A 19253-nucleotide genomic window follows, 5' to 3' on the forward strand; every position below is an offset into this window, starting at 1 on the left:
AAATGAGTTTGAAATTATATTCTTACAACGAATCAGGTAACAGTTATAAAGTACGTCTGTTAGCAGCATTATTGAAAGTTGATCTTGAAATTGTAGAACTAGATTATTTCAGTGATGAACAGCATAGTGAGAAATTTTTAAAAATTAATCCAAAAGGCGAAGTGCCAGCATTAGTAGATGGCGATATTGTTTTAACTGATTCTGCCGCAATTTTGGTGTATTTAGCAGGTTAATATTCAGATAAAAACACATGGTGGTCTGAGGATTTAGTAGAACAAGCTAAAATTGTAGATTGGCTTGCTTTTGCTGCCAGTTGGGTTCAATACGGGGTTTTCACGGCACGCGCGATATTGTCTTTCAAAGGTCCATACAATGGTTTGGGATTAGAAAGTACTGAGCAAACACTTAAAGAGGCGAAAATACGTGGTCACAAATCTTTGGCTATTTTAGATGGTGTGCTCAAAGACCGTGAATGGTTAGCGAATAATAGACCAACTATTGCGGATATCGCAGTGTTTGTCTATGTCGCGTTAGCACCTATGGGTGATATTTCTCTAGAGCCTTATCCAAATGTACGCGCTTGGATTGAAAGAATAAAAAATTTACCTAACTTTATCAAAATTGATGGATTGGATGATCCTTTGTATCGTCGAGTGAGTTAAGAAAAAACCCACTTTAAAAAGTGGGTTTTTTTTATTTAAAAAAGTATCCAGTTTCTGGAGAGCTTGCATTTGCCATACGTTTGCGTGGCATACGACCAGCAAGATAAGCCTCGCGTCCAGCTTCAACGGCTTTTTTCATAGCAGAAGCCATTAGAATCGGATTCTGTGCAGCAGCAATTGCAGTGTTCATGAGTACGCCATCACAACCTAATTCCATCGCAATAGCAGCATCACTAGCTGTACCAACCCCAGCATCCACCAATACAGGGACTTTGGCATTTTCTTTGATGATAGAAATGGTATGTGGATTAAGAATACCTAAACCAGAACCAATTAAACTCCCCAAAGGCATAATAGCGACACAGCCCATACTCTCAAGTTCTTGCGCGACGATAGGATCATCAGAGGTATAAACCATGATTTCAAAACCATCATCGATCAATGTTCTTGCAGCTTTTAAGGTTTCAGTAATATTAGGATAAAGCGTTTTTTCATCACCTAATACTTCAAGCTTGACTAAATTGTGACCATCTAAAAGTTCACGTGCGAGCATACAAGTGCGAATGGCACTATTGGCATCAAAGCAACCAGCTGTATTGGGAAGAATGGTGTATTTTTCCGGTGGAATCACTGAGAGTAGGTTAGGTTGATCTGGATTTTGACCAATGTTTACGCGACGGATTGCAACAGTAACGATCTCAGCACCACTGGCTTGGATTGCTAAGTCAGTTTCCTGCATATCCTTATATTTTCCAGTGCCCACTAATAGTCGTGAACTAAATGAACGTGATCCTATGATCAACGGACTATCTTCCATATTTACTCCGAGTTAACCACCGCCAACAGCATGAATTATTTCTATACGGTCAGCATCTGAAATAGGGGTATCTGCTAGTTTACTTTTTGAAATGATCATTTCATTTTTTTCAACAGCAAATCGTTTACCTTCTAGCGATAATTCTTGAACCAGTTCTAATAAGTTTTGGCATTGCGTTTGAATCGACTCGCCATTTAAAAAAATATTCATCAGATGACCTTCAAATTAATGTTGAATTTTGAATGCTTGCCATGCTAAAAGTAGCCAGCCAATAATCATCAATGCTCCACCAAGAGGTGTAATTGCCCCTAACCCGCGCGGGAGCCCTAAAGCCATGAGATATAGAGATCCACAAAATAAAATGATACCGAACTGGATGAAGATAAAGCTGAATTGAGTTGAAAAGTTTGGAATTATTTTTGGTATGAGTGCGAGTATTAATAATCCAATTGCATGATAAAAGAAATAATCAGTTGCAGTCTGCCACCATGTCAGTTGGGCTTCGGTTGCACGAGCTTTAAGGCCATGAGCGCCGAAAGCACCTAGCATTACGGCAAGCGCTAAATTAATGGCTGATATTGAGATCCACATCAGGTTATTCCCAATCGAAAATTGCGTCATACGATAGCATACATGACGTACGATTTTTTTAAACTTGCATAGCGTAAATACAAAAAAAGAGCTTATAGCTCTTTTTTTGTAATCGTATTAATTTGATGACATGGCGATCTTGATCTTGTCCATGGCATTTTTTTCAAGCTGGCGAATACGTTCAGCGGAAACATTATATTCGGCTGCTAGTTCATGCAACGTAGACTTATCATCATCTAACCAGCGGCGCTGTAAAATATTGCGTGAACGATCATCCAGCTGATCCATTGCTTCATGTAAAGCAGAGGTGCTCTGTGATTCATAATCTTCTTCCTCTGCTAAACGAGCAGGGTCATAACGATTATCCTCTAAGTAAAGCGCAGGAGCGACATGAACTGAGCTTTCATCATCTTCATCGGATTGAGCTTCGAAGGCTGCGTCATAAGCTGTTAAACGACCTTCCATTTCAAGAACTTGTTCAGCTGTTACATTTAAATCAGCCGCAATAGATTGTGCTTCCTCGAGCGTTAATTTCTTGCTCGATTTTTTTAAGCTTCTTAAGTTGAAGAACAGTTTACGTTGAGCTTTAGTTGTCGCAATTTTAACAATACGCCAGTTACGAATCACATATTCGTGGATTTCAGCTTTAATCCAATGTACTGCAAAAGAAACTAAGCGTACTCCCATATTGGGATCGAAGCGTTTTACGGCTTTCATCAAGCCTAAATTACCTTCTTGGATTAAATCGCCTTGAGGTAAGCCGTAACCTGCGTAACTGCGGGCAATATGCACAACAAAACGAAGGTGGGACATCACCAGCATTTTAGCTGCGTCTAGATCTTGGTCATAAAAATAACGTTCAGCTAACTCTTTTTCTTGTTCAGCTGTCAAAATAGGGATCTGGTTTACAGTACTAATGTAAGCACCTAAATTGACCCCGGGCGCAGACAATGACAGGGGCATCAATTGATTGCTGCTGTCAGTCATGAGTACTCCTTATAGGAAAATAGTTTAAAAAACCAATTACATTCATCTTAATCCTTATAGCATACAGAATTAAGCGAATTTGGGTAGTGAAATGTAAATTTAAATACAATATTTATCCATGATTAATTTAGATGAAAACACCTAAGATTCAATCACGTAATGAAATTCAGAATCCGAAACTTGTTTAAATGCGCATGTCAATTTATGTAGCTGACAATAACGTTGAATATCGATTTGACTGTTCGGATCTGAAGCTTTTAATAAAAATTGCTGAGGTGCACTATTTTGTTTCATCGATTTCTTAAGTAGCAGTAAAGGTAAAGGGCAAGGTTTACCCATCGCATCGATTAACACTTGAGACATAGTAAAACACGAGATTGAATAATAAAGTTGGTCATTATTCTAGCAAAAGTGTGACTTAAGAATAAAATTAAATGATTTAGATGAACTGTTCAAATAAAGTGCAATTTTTGCACTAAATTTGTGTGATTAATATACAAGTTTTAGTTAGATAATTAGCTAAAATTTTTCTATTAATTGTGTTGTACCCATGTTAAGCTCAATGCGTACTTAAGGATTGCGTAGAGAAATTTGTTCTCTAAGCCTTATTTATAATGGATATAACCGGGATTTTGTTAATAGTTTTACAGAATGATTACAAGCTTTGAAATAAAAAATGTTTTAAAATTTGTTTGCTCTGCTGTTTGCAACACCGGGTGGTCCCTTTTCTTACCAACTGAGGATTAACTTATGACAGCTCGCGAACAAGGCGTTGTTAAGTGGTTTAACGATACTAAAGGTTTTGGCTTTATTCAACGCGCAGGCGGTGATGACGTATTCGTTCATTTCCGTGCTATTCAAGGTGAAGGCCACCGTTCACTTCGTGACGGTCAACGCGTAGAATTTAGCGTTGTACAAGGTCAAAAAGGTTTTCAAGCTGAAGAAGTTCAGCCTTTAGACTAATCCTACTTTTCACTGAAAATTAGGTTGCGCTCCAATTTTGATAAATTGGGGCGTTTTTTGTTTATACTATAGACCATTATCAAATATTGATTGTAGAGCCCCTTATATGTCATCAGGTTTCGAAACCCTTAATTTACATCCGCAACTTAAGCAAGCGATTGATGCTTTAGGGTTTAATGAAATGACCCCCATTCAACAGAAAGTATTGAAATATACGTTGGTAGGGCATGATGCAATTGGACGTGCACAAACAGGCACAGGAAAAACCGCAGCATTCTTAATTAGTGTTATTAATGATTTATTGAACAATCCGATACAAACACAGCGTTATCGTGGTGAACCCCGTGCTCTAATTATGGCACCAACGCGTGAGCTTGCGATTCAAATTGAAAACGATGCACGTGATCTGACTAAGTTTACCGACTTAAATGTTGTGACTTTGGTGGGTGGTGTAGACTTCGATAAGCAAAAAAAACAACTGGATGAAAATTTCGTAGATATTCTTGTCGCGACACCAGGTCGTTTGATTGATTTTACTGAACAAAAAGAAATTTGGTTGGATCAAATTGAATTTTTAGTCATTGATGAGGCAGATCGTTTACTGGATATGGGATTTATTCCTTCTGTTAAACGCATTGTGCGATTCTCTCCACGCAAAGAACAACGTCAAACTTTAATGTTCTCTGCTACGTTTAGTTATGATGTACTCAATCTTGCTCAACAATGGTTATTTGAACCTGTTACTGTCGAAATTGAGCCTGAGAAAAAAACCAATGCTGACGTAGAGCAACGTGTTTATGTGGTTGGAAAATCAGATAAATACAAATTGCTTCAAGAAATATTGCGTGATGAGCCAATTGAAAAAGTCATGATATTTGCAAACCGCCGTGATCAAGTCCGTAAGCTGTATGATCATCTTAAACATGATGGTTATAAGGTAGTAATGTTGTCTGGCGAAATTGCGCAAGATAAACGTTTAAAGATGTTGGATCAATTTAAAAATGGCAAACACAACATTATGATCGCAACAGATGTAGCTGGTCGAGGTATTCATGTGGATGGTGTGTCACACGTGATTAACTTTACTTTGCCTGAGCAGTCTGATGATTATGTACACCGTATAGGGCGTACAGGTCGAGCAGGAACAAGAGGTGTGAGTATAAGTTTCTTGTCAGAAGATGATGCTTTTTATTTACCTGAGATCGAAAAAGCGATCGGTCAAAAGATTCCATTGACACGTTTAGATGGTTATTGCTAATTGCTCAATAAAAAAGTCCCATCAAAGGGACTTTTTTATAGGAAATTTTAGCGAGTTGTATTACAGCTGAAGGTGATTGTTGTTTGGTAGTCAGTGTCTTTTTCGATTGTATTTTTAGTACCGATCACAGAGCCAAGAACTGATGAAGCTGCAGTAATGAGTTTACCAGTCTGTTCATCCACAACACCTTTTAGTGCGCCGTTATATTCAGTTTTTTCGTCAATTAAGACAGGCGCAGAATTCTTACCACAAGTTTTGTTCGCGGCAGAAATTGCATTATTTTTTGCAAGAACTTGGGTTTTGCCTAATCCTGACACTTCATATTGATTGTTTGGTTTTTGAATAGCAAGTGTTTCAGTAGGTGTCGATGCACAAGCACTCAGGAGAATTGTTGCAGTAGCTACAGAAGCCAATGTCATTAATTTTTTCATTTTATTTTTCCTCTAGCGTTGCAATATTAAGTTTGGAGCTCAGTCATGTATGCTAGGGCTTAAATTCCAAAGAATTAAGCATGTTTTGTATCGATTTTGAAGTGAAATGCCTGATTTATGTTTGATTGTAATTATGCTGGATGCCTCGTGTATAAGTATAACTGTAGAGTAGTTTTCAATGTTTATGCTAAGCTTAAGTACATAGTGTTAGTTTAAAGATTAGTCTTCAAATGTCAGATCAATTTTCTCAAGTAGTGCATGACAATATTCATCATCGTCAATCCGTTGGTCATTTGGTAGAACCTCATCCTAACGCAGAACAATTAGAATTAGCTTTTAAAGCCGCTTTAACCGCACCCGATCATCATCGTCTGAAACCGACGCAATTTATTGTTGTGAAAGGAGAGCAACGTGAAGCATTTGGTGTTTTACTCAGTGAAGCAGTAGCAGACCTTGGTGAAACTGATTCAATTCAAATTGAACGCGTACGTCATCATCCTATGCGTGCACCTATGCTGATTATCGCTGTAACACGATTTCATGATCATGCGAAAGTTCCATATTTTGAGCAAACTTTAAGTTCAGGCGCTGCAATACAAAATCTTTTGCTCAGTTTACAAGCTCAGGGTTTCAATACCATGTGGCGCAGTGGTGCTGTTGTGGAGTCAGATCTATTTAAAAGAAAGCTTGGGCTACAAACGCATGATTTAATTTCAGGTATCATTTATGTAGGGACTGCTTTTAAGGCGATTGCACCACGCGCTGAGATTGAAACAGATGCATTCGTCAGTTTTTGGCAGCCGTAATTGCAACATTGCAAATTTAACGATTAGAAAAAGAATGTTTAGGATTTAAAAGAATGTCGGAATTAAAGTTTTCAGATTTGGTCGAGCCAGTTGCAATTGATCATAAAACAGCATTGCGCGTTACGATTCTTGGTGGTGGTAGTTTTGGTACAGCCATGGCGAATACGGCAGTACGAAATGGTTGTGATACCATGATTTGGATCCGTGATGAGGAAATTGCGAAAGAAATAAATCGAACACATGTAAATTCAAGATATTTGCCAGATTATAACCTTGAGCCAGCATTAAAAGCAGAATCCAATCTTGAAAAAGCTGTTCGAGATCGAGACATTATTTTGGTTGCTATTCCGAGCCATTCATTCCGAGATGTACTCAAACAGATTAAGCCCTTTATCACCGCTCAGGCAGTTGTATCACTCACAAAAGGGATTGAAGCTAAAACCTTTAGTTTCATGAGTGATATTATTCGTGAAGAGCTTCCAGAAGTGCCTTATGGCGTCCTTTCGGGCCCAAATCTAGCGAAAGAAATTATGTCAGGAATGCCTGCTGGAACAGTGATTGCCAGCCATTCTGAATTGGTGAGATATGCAGTGCAACAAGCATTACACAGTGCACTATTTCGTGTATTTGGAAGCGATGATGTACATGGCGTGGAGCTTGGAGGTGCACTTAAAAATATCTATGCTGTCGCAATGGGGATGGCTGCAGCTTACAACGTTGGCGAAAATACCAAAAGCATGATTTTGACACGTGCGTTGGCGGAAATGAGTCGCTTCGCTGTACAGCTAGGTGCAAATCCACTGACATTCTTAGGTTTGTCTGGTGTTGGCGATTTATTCGCAACGTGTAATAGTCCCTTAAGTCGAAATTATCAAGTTGGATTTGCTTTAGGTTCAGGTAAAACCTTAGAGCAGGCAACGACGGAACTGGGTCAAACAGCTGAAGGGATTAATACCATTGTGCAAGTGAATGCAAGAGCCAAAGAGCTTGATGTCTATATGCCAATCACCACAGCACTCTATGAAGTGATTTATGAAGGTGCACCACCATTACATATTGCATTATCTTTGATGAAGAATGGTCATCGAAGTGATGTTGAATTCGTATTGCCGCATCATAAAGTTTAAGATTAATGAATGATTTATCATCATTGTCATAATGTTTAGATATGATGGATGACACATGGTTTAGGGAAAACAAATGCAACTCACTTTAGTTCGTCATGGTGAAGCCGCTCCACCAATTAATGGTAATGACTCGAAACGACCACTGACCGAGCGGGGTCATATTCAAGCTGAACAAACTGCACACTTTTTAAAAGACATGGTTGCACCTGATATATTTGTAGTGAGTACTTTGCTCAGGGCGCAGGAAACTTTAAAACATATACAGCTATTCTTTCCAAATGTTGAAGTTTTAGTATGTGATAAAATTAAACCTGACGATGATGCTAAAGTTGCAGTTGAGTGGTTATCTCAACTACCTTTTGAGAATATTGTGGTTGTATGTCATATGAATGTTGTGGCATATATTGAAGAAATTATTACGTCTGAATTTTTTAATCCTTTTGCACTTGCTGAAGCGCGGATTTATGATCAGACAGTCATTGCTGCGGGACTTTCCACAAAATTAAAACATTTTGTACCGTCAGCTTAATAACCATAAGTGTTTAATGAATAAAACGGCAGAATAAAATTAATGTTGTATTTATGGATGCCAGTGTCGAATGGGGTTTGGCTCTGGTCAAATGGTGAAAATTGGAATTCATCAACAACGCTAGAAGAGTTAATTCAAGATACTCAACCGTATCATGGACAAGAAGCTGTTGTATTCTTTTCAAGCCATGATGTGCAAATTATTGAACAGAATATGCCCAAAGCGCAATTCAAGCAAATTGGAAGCGAAGGCGCTAAATATTTACTTGAAGAATATACCATTCACTCCATTGATCAGATGAAAGTGCTTACTCAATTTGAGGCACCAGATCAATTGTCAGTAATGGGGATCAGTCAATACCAAGTCCAGACAATGCAACATGCTTTGAACTTGATTCCGGTGAAAGTGGTTGCGCTATTACCAGATTTTTTGGTCTTACCAGTGCCAGAACAGGGGCAAACTATTTTAGCCAATATTTATGGGCATTTATTGGCGAGAACAGGATCAAATCAAGGTTTTGCGATTGATGATTTAGCATTGTTTTTGGATCTATTGCCAAAGCCTATACATATTTTGCATGATCGGTTAAATGATGATCAGATGATGAGTTTGATTCATGCAACGGAACAAAATGAGCGGGAAAGCTTTAATTATGTATTTAAAGCTGAAAAAAAATTAAAGAATCATCCATTCAATGTTTTGCCTAAAGCAAAAAACACAGAGGGTGGAATCTCAGGCTATTGGAAAGCATGTGCAGCACTGCTTGTGGGCTTGCTTGTAGTGCAATTCAGTTATGATTTAGTGCGTTGGGTAAAGTTAAAAAAAGTATCTGATCAAACGGCTTTGGTTGCGGTAGAGCAATATCAATCTTGGTTTGGACCCAATAGTCGTCTCAATGAGCAAAATTTGCGAAGCCAATTTGAAAGTAATTTGCGGATGAGTAAACCTGCAAATACTGAGGTCTTACAGTTAATCAGCCGTGTAGGTCCGATTTTAATGCAACATCAAATTATCGCAAATCGTGTTTCTTATGAAGCATCTGGTTTAAGTATGGATTTGGTGGCGGACTCATCCGAAAAATTACAAAATCTAATTCAGCAAATGAATCAGCAAGGCTTCAAAGCTGAACTTGGGAATGTGCAAACTCAGGATAAAATGGTCGTTGGTTTGGTGAAAGTACAATAATGAAAACTTTAGAAAAATTTCAAAATCAATTTGATCAATTATTTGAAAAGATTGATGACTATTTATCGTCATTGAGTGTACGTGAGCGTGTACTTGTCATCGCTGCAACGATTATCGTTGTCGTCGCATTGATTGGTTCTGCTTTGTGGAAAATGCATGAAGCAGCAGATAATCAGCAAAAAAGATTGAATGAACTGAAAGACACATTGGTGTGGATGCAATCCAATGTGGTGACAATGAAATCTTCAACAGATTTAAGCCTAACACCTTCGGATAAAATTCAGCGTGTGGCACAACAAGCAGGATTATCTGTGGTCACACAACCAAGCGATAATAAATTGATGATCAGTGCTGAGCATGAAAACTACGCGATCCTCGCAAATTTTCTTACCCAATTGGTTCAAATGGGTTTAAGTGTTGAAAAATTGGAACTTATTAAGTCTGGAGCTGCGATTAAATTAACAGCATCAGTACAGTAAGTGGTGAAAATAAACCTATGACAGGCATAGCGTTTTGGGCATACTCAGCCTATAATGTGGCAACTTAAAAAACCGCAGTTTTTGAGATATGTTATATTCGCTTGCTCGTCCATTTCTATTTTCATTGGCGCCTGAGCGTGCACATGATTTGACATTATCAATGCTTAAATCGACATATAAGTTTGGCATAATGCGTCAAAAAATAGACCCAAAGCCAGTGACTTGTATGGGTATTCAATTTCCAAACCCAGTTGGTTTGGCTGCAGGTTTAGATAAAAATGGTGCATATATTGATGCACTTGCGAGTTTAGGTTTTGGTTTTATCGAAATTGGAACCATTACCCCTCGACCTCAGTCTGGTAATCCTCAACCGCGTTTATTCCGCCTTCCAGAGGCTCAAGCGATTATTAATCGTATGGGTTTTAATAATGATGGTGTAGATCAGCTGATTGAGAATGTTAAAGCAGCAAATTATAAAGGTGTATTAGGCATCAATATCGGTAAGAACGCCGATACAGCAGTTGAAGATGCTGTAACTGATTATCTAATTTGTTTAGAAAAAGTTTATAATTATGCATCTTATATTACTGTTAATATTTCATCTCCGAATACCAAGAACTTACGTAGTTTACAAAGTGGACATGCATTAACAGAACTTCTTGAAACTTTAAAAAATCGTCAACTTGAACTTGCTGAACAATATCAACACTATGTTCCACTGGTATTAAAGGTTGCCCCAGATTTAACTGAGTCAGATATTGAATTTATTGCATCTCAATTAATTCAATTTAAAATTGATGGTCTGATTGTGACCAATACGACTTTGTCACGTGAGGGTGTAGAAAATTTAGTGCATGGTGATGAAGCAGGTGGTTTATCTGGTGCGCCTGTATTTGAAAAAAGTACACAATGTCTATCTGCATTTTCAAAATTACTTCAAGGTCAAATCCCATTGATTGGTGTTGGTGGTATTCTTAGTGGTGATCAAGCTGCGACTAAACAGCAATCGGGTGCGCAATTGGTTCAAATTTATAGTGGTCTAATTTATACAGGGCCAAAACTGATTAAAGATTGCGTACAAGCTATGACCTAATCTATGAATACCATCGATATCTTTATACTGATTATTCTGCTCATTGGAGGGCTTAACGGTTTGCGTCAAGGATTCGTTAAAGCCTTTGCGAACTTGGTAGGATGGATTTTTGCACTCATTATGGGTGCAAAATTTGCGGGTAAAATTGCGCCTTCAATGTCCGCACTCAGTCAAGATCCTGTGGTTCAAAAAATAGCGGCATTTGCTTTTATTGTTCTGATTATTGTTGTTTTGACTTGGATCGTCACTGCAATATTAAATCGGTTGCTGAAAAGCTTAAAGCTTGGTCCATTAAATCGATTGGCAGGTGGTGCATTTGGCACCTTGAAAGGTCTCTTAATCGTCCTCATTACTATGCAAGGGATTGGTTCATTTGTAGAGAGCTCTCCACATTGGAAACAATCTAAGTTTATTCAAACTTTATTGCCTTACGCGCCTTTAGCGACTGAGTACACCAAAGAGACAGCGTCAAAAGCTTTAAGTCATATGAAATCAGAAGAGTCGAATCAATCATCAGATTCTTCTCGTCAATCATCTTCTGAACAAGATGATTCGTCATCTCATTCAACGAATAATCCTTTTTATTAATCCTAGCTTGTCTGCGAGGTTGCTATGTGTGGAGTTGTTGGTATAGCTGGTAAATCACCTGTTAACCAAATGTTGTTTGATGCATTAACGATGTTACAACATCGTGGACAAGATGCTGCAGGGATTGTGACATGCCATAATGGTCGTCTCTTTTTGAGAAAAGACAATGGCATGGTGCGTGATGTATTTCATACACGTCATATGCGTGCATTGTTAGGTAATTACGGAATTGGTCATGTCCGATATCCAACAGCTGGCTCATCGAGTAGCGCTGAAGCACAACCATTTTACGTAAACTCTCCTTATGGTATTACTTTAGCGCACAATGGTAATTTAACCAATGCTGACGAGATTCATGATGATCTGTTTAAAACAGATTTACGCCACATGAATACTGATTCAGATTCAGAAGTGTTATTAAACGTTTTTGCACATGAATTACAAAAACGCGGCAAACTTACACCGACTGCGGATGATATTTTCCATGTAGTCACTCGTGTGCATGAGCGTTGTAAAGGTGGTTATGCTGTTGTTGCGATGATCACAGGTCATGGTTTAGTTGGCTTCCGTGATCCAAATGGTATTCGACCTTTAATTTTGGGATCGCGTGATACCGATGATGGTGTTGAATATATTCTTGCTTCCGAATCAGTTGCTTTAACAGCGCTTGGTTTTAAAGTTGAACGTGATGTGATGCCAGGTGAAGCAATTTTTATTGATGATGCGGGTAATCTATTCACGAAGCAATGTGCGGCTAACCCACATCATAGCCCATGTATTTTTGAGTATGTTTATTTTGCTCGTCCAGATGCCATCATTGATGGAATTTCGGTATACAAAGCACGTTTGAAAATGGGTGAGAAGTTGGCGCAGAAAATCCTGCGTGAATGGAGTGAGGACCATGACATTGATGTTGTCATTCCTATTCCAGATACTTCGCGTACATCCGCTTTAGAACTTGCCAATACACTCGGTGTGAAATTCCGTGAAGGTTTCATGAAAAACCGTTATATCGGTCGTACCTTCATTATGCCGGGTCAGCAGTTGCGTAAAAAGTCTGTACGTCAAAAGCTCAATCCAGTTGAATTAGAGTTTAAAGATAAGAACGTATTGCTTGTAGATGACTCAATTGTGCGTGGCACAACGTGTAATGAGATTATTCAAATGGCGCGTGACGCCGGTGCTAAAAAAGTTTTCTTTGCATCGGCTGCACCAATGGTGAAATACCCGAATGTCTACGGTATTGATATGCCAGTTAAAAACGAATTAATTGCTTCAAATCGTGATGTTGAAGAAATTCGTGAAATGATTGGTGCTGATCGTTTGATTTTCCAAGATTTGGAAGATTTAAAGCAAGCTGTTCGTACGAAAAAAGTACCTGAGTTAACTGACTTTGACTGCTCAGTATTTGACGGTATTTACGTTGCGGGTAACATTGATGAGTCATATCTCGATGGTTTAGAGCGCAAGCGTAATGATTCTGCCAAGAAAACCAAAGATGGTTATATCGATCTAAATATTGATGCAGCCTCAGTTGATCTGAGTGGTATTAAAGAAAATTAATTTATAGTTTTCTATTTGAAAAAGCGGGTATTTCCCGCTTTTTTAATTTATGATCACAACACAATGTAATGAGGAAATTTTACATTGAAAGATGTGAGTGGTTACTTTATTAAAAACAAAAATATGCTGTGGTCATTAAGCGTATGTTTAATTGTTATTGTGCTCGCAATTATCATTTTAAACACGACGCTCGGATTGTTGGTTCATTATATTGATCCTTCTGAGTCCATTTGGTGGCATTTTCTCAGTCCATATATGATGGTGCTATTGATTAGCATTATCGGTGGTTCTGTCGTTTATGAGTTTTATGTCTTCCGCTCTGGTGGTCATACGCTCGCAAAACAATTGAAAGCACGACAACTCACTTTTATTGAAAGTACTCCAGAAGAAAGTACAGCGCTTAGGCTTGCTGAAAAATTAGCACATCGTTTCTCAATTGATACACCTACACTCTATGTCTTACCCGATGAAATAGGGGTTAATGCACTGACTGCGGGTTTTCATCCCAAAGATACTGTGATTATTCTGACTTGGGGGGCGCTACAAAATCTCGATGAGTTAGAGCTTTATGGATTGTTGGGTCATGAATTCCATAAAATTTTATCGGGTGAAACTCGAGAAAATACTCGTCTTAAAATTTTATACAGTGGGTTAATTACCTTTAGTCAATGGGGCAGTAAAATCGCGAAGCAGGGATTTCGACGTAATCGGGATCAATTGAGAGATAGTTTGGAAACAACTTTTGTGGCGATCGGTGGAGTCATATGGTTAATTGGTAGTTTAGGCGTCTTTATTACGCGTCTGATGAAATATATTACTTTGGGTAGTCGAACATTGTATAACGATGCAATGACAAGACAATTATTGAGTAGTAATGCAAATATTCAAACCTTATTAAGAATCTATGTTCATCACGCAGGATCACAGATTCATAGTGAATATTCTGAAGCTATTTCTCATATGTGCTTTGCTAACTCACTTAGTCCTCAAAGTTGGTTGAATATCCAACCTTGTATTCAAGATCGTATATATGAATTAAATCCGAATTTACTTGAAGATATTCAATTAGAAAATTTACAAAAATTACGAAATCAACCACTATTTAGTTTAATGCGTTCTTTAGAGGAGTCTATTGCTGAAGAATATAATCCATGGATGTCACCACAGCCACTTCCATTATTAAGATTATCACCGATCAGCTTTGCAATTAAGGATGCCATCAAACCCTTAAATAGTGAAGTTAGACAGCAGATGAAACGTCCAGAACTCATTCAAAGGGCTTTGCAAACTTCGACTGGTGCGCGTGAAGTGATGGTTGCGATTTTAATGATTCGGCAGTACCGTGAATTTATTCCTTCTGATGCGCCTGTGAGTCGTGCAATTGTCGACTCACTGTTAAATATAGATGGTCGAGTGCATATTCAAATTTTTCATGAGGCATGTAAGCAGTTGGGAAATATGCCTGCTACAAGTGCGCGTCAGTTTATTACTAAATTGGCTAAAATTATTCAAGAAGATGGTGAAATTGGGCTTTTGGATGCTTTACTGATTGAAAAGGTGAAGTCTCAACTGGATTTATTGCCAATACATCGTCCAACCTCAATTGAGGATGCTAAGCCGCAAATTGTTAGGCTAATAGATGCGTTATTACATGTTCAGCAGTTAAATACTGCTAATCAGCTTGAAGTTAGAACCCAAATCTTAGAACGAATTTTAACTCGTGATGAAATTGAGTTTTATGAAGAAATTTCAGATGAACCTATCGACTTAGGTGAAATTCTCAATGATGTTGCTGGATTATTGTTGAGAGATCGATTGAGTATTTTGGGCGTTGCTGAATTATGTTTATGGAATGATCGAATCATTACACAAGATGAGTTGGATGTACTTGAATTATTATATTGGCGACTTGGATTTGAAAGTGATGAAATTGTGGATCAAATGCATAAGAAAAATAGCGTCATTATTGTTTAGCTATCAATGCATTCTGAATTTAAAAGCTGCAAGGATATTAATGCGTCAGAAATGAAATTAAGTTATGATTGTTTGCGGATTAAAAGTTCAGTAAAAGATTAAAAAAGTGGGTAGAATACCCAGCCCTCATGCCAGTCCATCTGTAATGAATGTGAATATGTTAGAGCATCAAAGAAGCCTCTTAGCTGTGATGGGAATCGATATATGGATTCCACAAAATACGGCACAAACACGTCATTACAAACCTTCCTTATATCGCGATCAAGTTGAAGAAAATCATCCAACAGATGTATCTTTTCCTGAATTTGCGCAAGCTCAATTAGAACAGTTCATCACAAAACCAGCTTCACAAGCTGAACAGCTAAATAAAGATGATTCTTCGCTTCAGTTAAAAAGTAATCCAGACGGTGTGCAGCTTCCTCGAGAGTTTGTGGAAAATGACAAACAGTCTCAAGATGAAGTTGTTGAGCGTCAACCGCTTGTAATCGATGCTTTTGAAATTCAAGCGATGATCACTAAAACACATACTATTCTGCTAGATGCTACAGCGCTCACCACAGAACAAGAAAACTTATGGGTGAATATCCAGCGTAGTGTGAGTTCACAGTTTTACGATTTAAAATGGCCATTTAATTTCGCACAATTCCAAGATGGAAGAGGTGCTCAAGTATTTATACAGGGTTTTATCGATGCATTATCTGTTGATAAAAAAATATTGAGCTTAGGGTATTTGCCGCATATATCGACGACGCAGCATATGCAGATTGCAAGCTTACAAGACATGATTGAGCAGCCATTGTTAAAGCGTCGCTTGTGGAACTTAATTAAAAATTAAATCGATACTGGATCTAAAGAGGGAGTTTTATGAAAAAAAAGGTTGTGGTATTTAGTCAGATAGATCCGAAAATATTAAATCAATTAGAATCGAAATATCAGGTCGTTCAAATTAATCCAAAACAGGGTGACATTAATGAGCAACTTTTAAGAGAAGTTGCGGATGCAGATGGGATGATAGGCGCTGGGCGTCGTTTAAATCAAGACAACTTACAGACCGCAAAAAAACTTAAAATTATTTCTTCGGTCAGTGTGGGCTATGATAATTACGACGTTGAATATTTAAAACAACAGGGTATTTGGTTGACCAATACGCCTCATGTGTTGACAGAGACGACCGCTGATTTGGCTTTTACCTTATTGATGACAGCGGCTCGTAAAGTGACACATTTAGATTCTTGGACAAAGCAGGGGAATTGGACACGTACCGCCGGTGTAGCACAATTTGGTCAAGATATTTATGGGAAAACGCTCGGTATCATTGGCTTAGGTCATATCGGTGCTGCGATAGCTAGACGTGGTTTTTACGGTTTTAATATGAATATTCAATACCATAATCGAAAACCATGTATAGAGCGAGCTGAGCCTTTAAAGGCGAAATATTGTGATCTTGATACTTTACTTTCAACGTCTGATTTTATCGTCATTGCAGTCGATTTAAATGAGCAATCGAAAGCGCTGATCGGTCAAGCTCAATTTGAGAAAATGCAAAAACATGCTGTGTTTGTGAATATTGCCAGAGGATCAGTTGTGGATGAGTCGGCCTTGATTGAGGCGCTTGAAAATCACAAAATTTTTGCTGCTGGTTTAGATGTTTATCAGAAAGAGCCGCTCCAAGAATCACCATTGTTTCAATTGGAAAATGTAGTGACATTGCCGCACGTAGGTTCGGCGACAGCAGAAACCAGAATGAAAATGGCAAATCTTGCTTATGATAATCTGGTAAAAGCCTTAGATGGGGATGAGCCTCAATATATTGTGAATAAGTAAAGTCTGTTGAGCATGATAATAAACGTAACAGTTCATCATTAATCTTCACATTATTCAATGTTATAGTCGATGAAGTACACGTTTAGGAATACAGGTTTGAAGAAGATCATTTTGGCTTTATTGATAGCGAGTTCGAGTTTTTCAGCGGCGGCTGATGAACTCTACAATGCCAATAAAATTCAATTTGAAGTGCCTGATATTAATAGTGGTGTTGGATTTATCGATCAACAAAAAGAAAAAATGATCGGTGAAAAAGTCTATCGTCAAGTACAGCAACAACTTCCAGTGTTAAACAATGTTTGGTTGGAAGATCAATTTATGGCTGTATTCCGAAAAATTATTGCGCAAACACAGTTGGGTCAACCAATTGCTTTGGTGATTGTAAACGATCCGCAAATTAATGCCTTTGCTGTACCTGGCGGTTTATTTGCATTGAATAGCGGATTAATTACGTCGGCAAAGAACATGGATGAAGTTGCGGGTGTGGTTGCTCATGAGGTGGCACACGTCTCGCAAAGACACTATAGCCGTTCTCAAGAGGCTTTTAAAGGGCAGGGATTGCTTGCACTCGCTGGTATCATAGTGGGTGCTGCAATTGCATCACAAGCTGATGGTAATGCAGGTGCTGCCCTGATGATGGGAACTCAAGCTGCATTGGTGGATCGACAGTTAAGTTATAGTCGTAATCAAGAGCGTGAAGCAGACCGTATTGGAATGCAATTGATGTATCGTGCTGGATATAACCCGTACAGTATGTCTGAGTTTTTTGAAACCATGAATCGTGCGACTCCAAAAATTAGCTATCTTCCTGATTTTTGGTTAACACATCCTTTGACTACTCAGCGTATGAGCGAGGCTCGATTACGTGCAGATCAACTTCCTAAAGTTCCATATAGCAACACACTCTCTGAGTTTGATCAGATCAAGTGGTATACCGCAGTTGTGACCAATCAAACCAACGAGGAACAGTTAAAGGGAGTGGTGAGAGCAAATGCATTGGCTGGAAGAATTGCACTGTCTGCTTTTTATTTAAAGCGTGGTGATTTTGATCTAGCACAAAAAGAAATTGAGCTTGCTAAGAAAGTCCTGCCAAATCATCAGCTTATCGCGCTTATTCAAGCAGATATCTACTTGGCGACCAATCAATTTGATTCTGCGCAGGAAACGATATTGGTGCGTCAACGAATAACGCCTGAAAATCGCGCGCTAAGCTATAAATTAGCTGAAATTTATATTCGACAGGGAAATTTTGTTGCTGCTGAAAGGTTGGCGAATAAATTTATCCAAATCAATAATCGTGATGCGCAAGCATGGTTCATCCGACAACAAGCGGCAAATTTAGATATTAAAAATCCTTTACGTACTGTAAATGTTTTGCGATATCGGGCTGAAGTTGAATATTGGAAGGGGGCGGAAGAGAATGCGATACGCTCACTCATTCATGCTCAGCGTTTAGCTAAGGAAAATAACTCTATGAGTGCAATCATCAATCAAAGACTGCGGATGATGCAGGATGAACGTCAACAAAAATTATAAGAGGTTTAAATGATAAAAGGTCAATGCTTATGTGGGAAGATACAATATATTTATCATGGCGTTCTTGAGAAAAGTATTTTGTGCTATTGCAAGCACTGTCAGTTGGCTCAAGGCGGTTTTGCTGCATGGAATAGCCCGATCCCGCTTGAAAACTTCGAGTTAATTTCTGGTGAAGATGTGCTTAAGTCTTATTTTCATACCGAGTTAAAGGCAAGAGTATTTTGTGGTGAATGTGGAAATCCTTTATATTCACATCGGCTTGATTTACCAGGCGTTATACGTTTAAGGCTCGGTTCTGTGGTTGAAGGGAAAATACCGCCACCTTATGAAGAGTTTTTCCAGGAATACAAACCTAACTTTATTGAAACTATTCATTCTTAATGGTTAGATTGTTTTAGAATGATGAATGAATAAATATTTTAAATTATGTGATTGAATCTAATAATGAAATTGCCACTATTTTTTATGATGTTGTTTGGGGTAGGTGTGTTCACTCATGCGGAAATACTTCCTGTTAAATTTACGCAAGAAATTGAAGTTGTATCACAAAAATATAATGCCGATATGAGGCATTTTCTAAAAATGCTAGCACCAAATACAACACATTTTAGCGTTGATCAGACTCAAAGATATTGTGTCATTGTTGGAACTTATGTCGATGGCTTCTATCAGTTGGTGGATAAATATCGAAAGGATTTACCACTTTCCTACTCTAGAATGAGTAAACAGGATGTTGTTGAGAAAGTGAAGCGATCTAAAGAAATGCAGATTTTACAAAGATATAATATTCAATGTGAGTTTAAATAATCAGAAAAAAATAAAAGTATTGTTGTAATAAAA

General features: G+C 38.2%; 24 protein-coding genes. 18 read left to right on the forward strand and 6 right to left on the reverse strand.

Annotated features, from left to right (window positions below):
• The first annotated feature begins 2 nt into the window (after window positions 1-2).
• The gene (locus tag AC1M9F_RS01460; protein WP_481596871.1) at window positions 3-233 is read left to right on the forward strand and encodes a glutathione S-transferase N-terminal domain-containing protein; all 231 of its coding nucleotides are present in this window, start codon (window positions 3-5) and stop codon (window positions 231-233) included.
• 117 nt (window positions 234-350) lie between these two features.
• Entirely contained in the window at window positions 351-662 is a 312-nt protein-coding gene (locus AC1M9F_RS01465; protein WP_481596872.1) for a glutathione binding-like protein, read from the forward strand.
• Window positions 663-693: 31 nt separating this feature from the next.
• Here AC1M9F_RS01465 and AC1M9F_RS01470 read toward each other — a convergent pair whose 3' ends face one another.
• From AC1M9F_RS01470 to AC1M9F_RS01490, 5 genes are all read right to left on the reverse strand, one after another.
• The gene (locus AC1M9F_RS01470; RefSeq protein ID WP_092766137.1) at window positions 694-1479 is read right to left on the reverse strand and encodes a thiazole synthase; all 786 of its coding nucleotides are present in this window, start codon (window positions 1477-1479) and stop codon (window positions 694-696) included.
• Between the two features lie 12 nt (window positions 1480-1491).
• Window positions 1492-1689 carry a sulfur carrier protein ThiS gene (gene thiS / locus AC1M9F_RS01475; RefSeq protein ID WP_035265912.1) on the reverse strand — a complete coding sequence of 66 codons (198 nt, stop codon included), beginning with the start codon at window positions 1687-1689 and terminating at the stop codon, window positions 1492-1494.
• A 15-nt stretch (window positions 1690-1704) separates the two neighbouring features.
• Window positions 1705-2070 carry a DUF423 domain-containing protein gene (locus AC1M9F_RS01480; RefSeq protein WP_035265913.1) on the reverse strand — a complete coding sequence of 122 codons (366 nt, stop codon included), beginning with the start codon at window positions 2068-2070 and terminating at the stop codon, window positions 1705-1707.
• A gap of 117 nt (window positions 2071-2187) precedes the next feature.
• Window positions 2188-3057, reverse strand: a complete 870-nt coding sequence (gene rpoH / locus AC1M9F_RS01485; protein ID WP_035265916.1) for an RNA polymerase sigma factor RpoH — start codon at window positions 3055-3057, stop codon at window positions 2188-2190.
• 141 nt (window positions 3058-3198) lie between these two features.
• Window positions 3199-3420 (reverse strand): sulfurtransferase TusA family protein, encoded by a 222-nt coding sequence (locus tag AC1M9F_RS01490; RefSeq protein ID WP_035265917.1) that lies wholly within the window; start codon window positions 3418-3420, stop codon window positions 3199-3201.
• A gap of 387 nt (window positions 3421-3807) precedes the next feature.
• Here AC1M9F_RS01490 and AC1M9F_RS01495 point away from each other — a divergent pair, with 387 nt between their 5' ends.
• Together AC1M9F_RS01495 and rhlB are read left to right on the forward strand one after the other, a co-directional pair.
• Window positions 3808-4020, forward strand: a complete 213-nt coding sequence (locus AC1M9F_RS01495) for a cold-shock protein (protein ID WP_004824348.1) — start codon at window positions 3808-3810, stop codon at window positions 4018-4020.
• Window positions 4021-4126: 106 nt separating this feature from the next.
• Entirely contained in the window at window positions 4127-5278 is a 1152-nt protein-coding gene (gene rhlB / locus AC1M9F_RS01500) for an ATP-dependent RNA helicase RhlB (RefSeq protein WP_481591218.1), read from the forward strand.
• A gap of 47 nt (window positions 5279-5325) precedes the next feature.
• Here rhlB and AC1M9F_RS01505 read toward each other — a convergent pair whose 3' ends face one another.
• A complete protein-coding gene (locus AC1M9F_RS01505; protein WP_481596873.1) occupies window positions 5326-5709 on the reverse strand; it encodes a hypothetical protein in 384 nt (127 codons plus the stop codon).
• A 230-nt stretch (window positions 5710-5939) separates the two neighbouring features.
• Here AC1M9F_RS01505 and AC1M9F_RS01510 point away from each other — a divergent pair, with 230 nt between their 5' ends.
• The 14 genes from AC1M9F_RS01510 to AC1M9F_RS01575 all read left to right on the forward strand — a co-directional run bounded on the left by AC1M9F_RS01510 (window position 5940) and on the right by AC1M9F_RS01575 (window position 19220).
• Window positions 5940-6515: a nitroreductase family protein gene (locus AC1M9F_RS01510; RefSeq protein WP_481596874.1), complete on the forward strand. Its 576-nt coding sequence runs from the start codon at window positions 5940-5942 to the stop codon at window positions 6513-6515.
• Window positions 6516-6568: 53 nt separating this feature from the next.
• Complete coding sequence (locus tag AC1M9F_RS01515) at window positions 6569-7642, forward strand: NAD(P)H-dependent glycerol-3-phosphate dehydrogenase (protein WP_481588416.1); 1074 nt, start codon at window positions 6569-6571, stop codon at window positions 7640-7642.
• A 73-nt stretch (window positions 7643-7715) separates the two neighbouring features.
• The gene (locus tag AC1M9F_RS01520) at window positions 7716-8171 is read left to right on the forward strand and encodes a SixA phosphatase family protein (protein ID WP_092766142.1); all 456 of its coding nucleotides are present in this window, start codon (window positions 7716-7718) and stop codon (window positions 8169-8171) included.
• A 42-nt stretch (window positions 8172-8213) separates the two neighbouring features.
• Window positions 8214-9356 (forward strand): type II secretion system protein GspL, encoded by a 1143-nt coding sequence (gene gspL / locus AC1M9F_RS01525; protein WP_481594279.1) that lies wholly within the window; start codon window positions 8214-8216, stop codon window positions 9354-9356.
• Complete coding sequence (gene gspM / locus AC1M9F_RS01530) at window positions 9356-9835, forward strand: type II secretion system protein GspM (protein WP_180027608.1); 480 nt, start codon at window positions 9356-9358, stop codon at window positions 9833-9835. Before gspL ends, gspM begins: the two co-directional genes overlap by 1 nt.
• Window positions 9836-9923: 88 nt before the next feature.
• Window positions 9924-10928 carry a quinone-dependent dihydroorotate dehydrogenase gene (locus AC1M9F_RS01535; protein ID WP_481596875.1) on the forward strand — a complete coding sequence of 335 codons (1005 nt, stop codon included), beginning with the start codon at window positions 9924-9926 and terminating at the stop codon, window positions 10926-10928.
• Window positions 10929-10931: 3 nt separating this feature from the next.
• A complete protein-coding gene (locus AC1M9F_RS01540) occupies window positions 10932-11516 on the forward strand; it encodes a CvpA family protein (protein WP_035268765.1) in 585 nt (194 codons plus the stop codon).
• Window positions 11517-11540: 24 nt separating this feature from the next.
• Window positions 11541-13079 (forward strand): amidophosphoribosyltransferase, encoded by a 1539-nt coding sequence (purF, locus tag AC1M9F_RS01545; RefSeq protein ID WP_035268762.1) that lies wholly within the window; start codon window positions 11541-11543, stop codon window positions 13077-13079.
• An 84-nt stretch (window positions 13080-13163) separates the two neighbouring features.
• Complete coding sequence (locus tag AC1M9F_RS01550) at window positions 13164-15053, forward strand: M48 family metalloprotease (protein WP_481596876.1); 1890 nt, start codon at window positions 13164-13166, stop codon at window positions 15051-15053.
• Window positions 15054-15159: 106 nt separating this feature from the next.
• Complete coding sequence (locus AC1M9F_RS01555; protein WP_180027610.1) at window positions 15160-15888, forward strand: hypothetical protein; 729 nt, start codon at window positions 15160-15162, stop codon at window positions 15886-15888.
• A gap of 29 nt (window positions 15889-15917) precedes the next feature.
• Entirely contained in the window at window positions 15918-16877 is a 960-nt protein-coding gene (locus AC1M9F_RS01560; protein ID WP_481596877.1) for a 2-hydroxyacid dehydrogenase, read from the forward strand.
• 96 nt (window positions 16878-16973) lie between these two features.
• Entirely contained in the window at window positions 16974-18413 is a 1440-nt protein-coding gene (locus tag AC1M9F_RS01565) for a M48 family metalloprotease (protein ID WP_481596878.1), read from the forward strand.
• A gap of 9 nt (window positions 18414-18422) precedes the next feature.
• Window positions 18423-18794, forward strand: a complete 372-nt coding sequence (locus tag AC1M9F_RS01570; protein WP_481596879.1) for a GFA family protein — start codon at window positions 18423-18425, stop codon at window positions 18792-18794.
• Window positions 18795-18857: 63 nt separating this feature from the next.
• Entirely contained in the window at window positions 18858-19220 is a 363-nt protein-coding gene (locus AC1M9F_RS01575; protein WP_481596880.1) for a hypothetical protein, read from the forward strand.
• The last annotated feature ends 33 nt before the right edge of the window (window positions 19221-19253 follow it).

The sequence above is a fragment of the Acinetobacter sp. ANC_7504 genome (genome assembly GCF_056779995.1).

Coding starts and splice junctions, on each gene's coding strand:
- AC1M9F_RS01460 (WP_481596871.1), top strand. CDS start 3: ATGAGTTTGAAATTATATTCTTACAACGAATCAGGTAACAGTTATAAA.
- AC1M9F_RS01470 (WP_092766137.1), bottom strand. CDS start 1,479: ATGGAAGATAGTCCGTTGATCATAGGATCACGTTCATTTAGTTCACGA.
- thiS (WP_035265912.1), bottom strand. CDS start 1,689: ATGAATATTTTTTTAAATGGCGAGTCGATTCAAACGCAATGCCAAAAC.
- AC1M9F_RS01480 (WP_035265913.1), bottom strand. CDS start 2,070: ATGTGGATCTCAATATCAGCCATTAATTTAGCGCTTGCCGTAATGCTA.
- rpoH (WP_035265916.1), bottom strand. CDS start 3,057: ATGACTGACAGCAGCAATCAATTGATGCCCCTGTCATTGTCTGCGCCC.
- AC1M9F_RS01490 (WP_035265917.1), bottom strand. CDS start 3,420: ATGTCTCAAGTGTTAATCGATGCGATGGGTAAACCTTGCCCTTTACCT.
- AC1M9F_RS01495 (WP_004824348.1), top strand. CDS start 3,808: ATGACAGCTCGCGAACAAGGCGTTGTTAAGTGGTTTAACGATACTAAA.
- rhlB (WP_481591218.1), top strand. CDS start 4,127: ATGTCATCAGGTTTCGAAACCCTTAATTTACATCCGCAACTTAAGCAA.
- AC1M9F_RS01505 (WP_481596873.1), bottom strand. CDS start 5,709: ATGAAAAAATTAATGACATTGGCTTCTGTAGCTACTGCAACAATTCTC.
- AC1M9F_RS01510 (WP_481596874.1), top strand. CDS start 5,940: ATGTCAGATCAATTTTCTCAAGTAGTGCATGACAATATTCATCATCGT.
- AC1M9F_RS01515 (WP_481588416.1), top strand. CDS start 6,569: ATGTCGGAATTAAAGTTTTCAGATTTGGTCGAGCCAGTTGCAATTGAT.
- AC1M9F_RS01520 (WP_092766142.1), top strand. CDS start 7,716: ATGCAACTCACTTTAGTTCGTCATGGTGAAGCCGCTCCACCAATTAAT.
- gspL (WP_481594279.1), top strand. CDS start 8,214: ATGTTGTATTTATGGATGCCAGTGTCGAATGGGGTTTGGCTCTGGTCA.
- gspM (WP_180027608.1), top strand. CDS start 9,356: ATGAAAACTTTAGAAAAATTTCAAAATCAATTTGATCAATTATTTGAA.
- AC1M9F_RS01535 (WP_481596875.1), top strand. CDS start 9,924: ATGTTATATTCGCTTGCTCGTCCATTTCTATTTTCATTGGCGCCTGAG.
- AC1M9F_RS01540 (WP_035268765.1), top strand. CDS start 10,932: ATGAATACCATCGATATCTTTATACTGATTATTCTGCTCATTGGAGGG.
- purF (WP_035268762.1), top strand. CDS start 11,541: ATGTGTGGAGTTGTTGGTATAGCTGGTAAATCACCTGTTAACCAAATG.
- AC1M9F_RS01560 (WP_481596877.1), top strand. CDS start 15,918: ATGAAAAAAAAGGTTGTGGTATTTAGTCAGATAGATCCGAAAATATTA.
- AC1M9F_RS01570 (WP_481596879.1), top strand. CDS start 18,423: ATGATAAAAGGTCAATGCTTATGTGGGAAGATACAATATATTTATCAT.
- AC1M9F_RS01575 (WP_481596880.1), top strand. CDS start 18,858: ATGAAATTGCCACTATTTTTTATGATGTTGTTTGGGGTAGGTGTGTTC.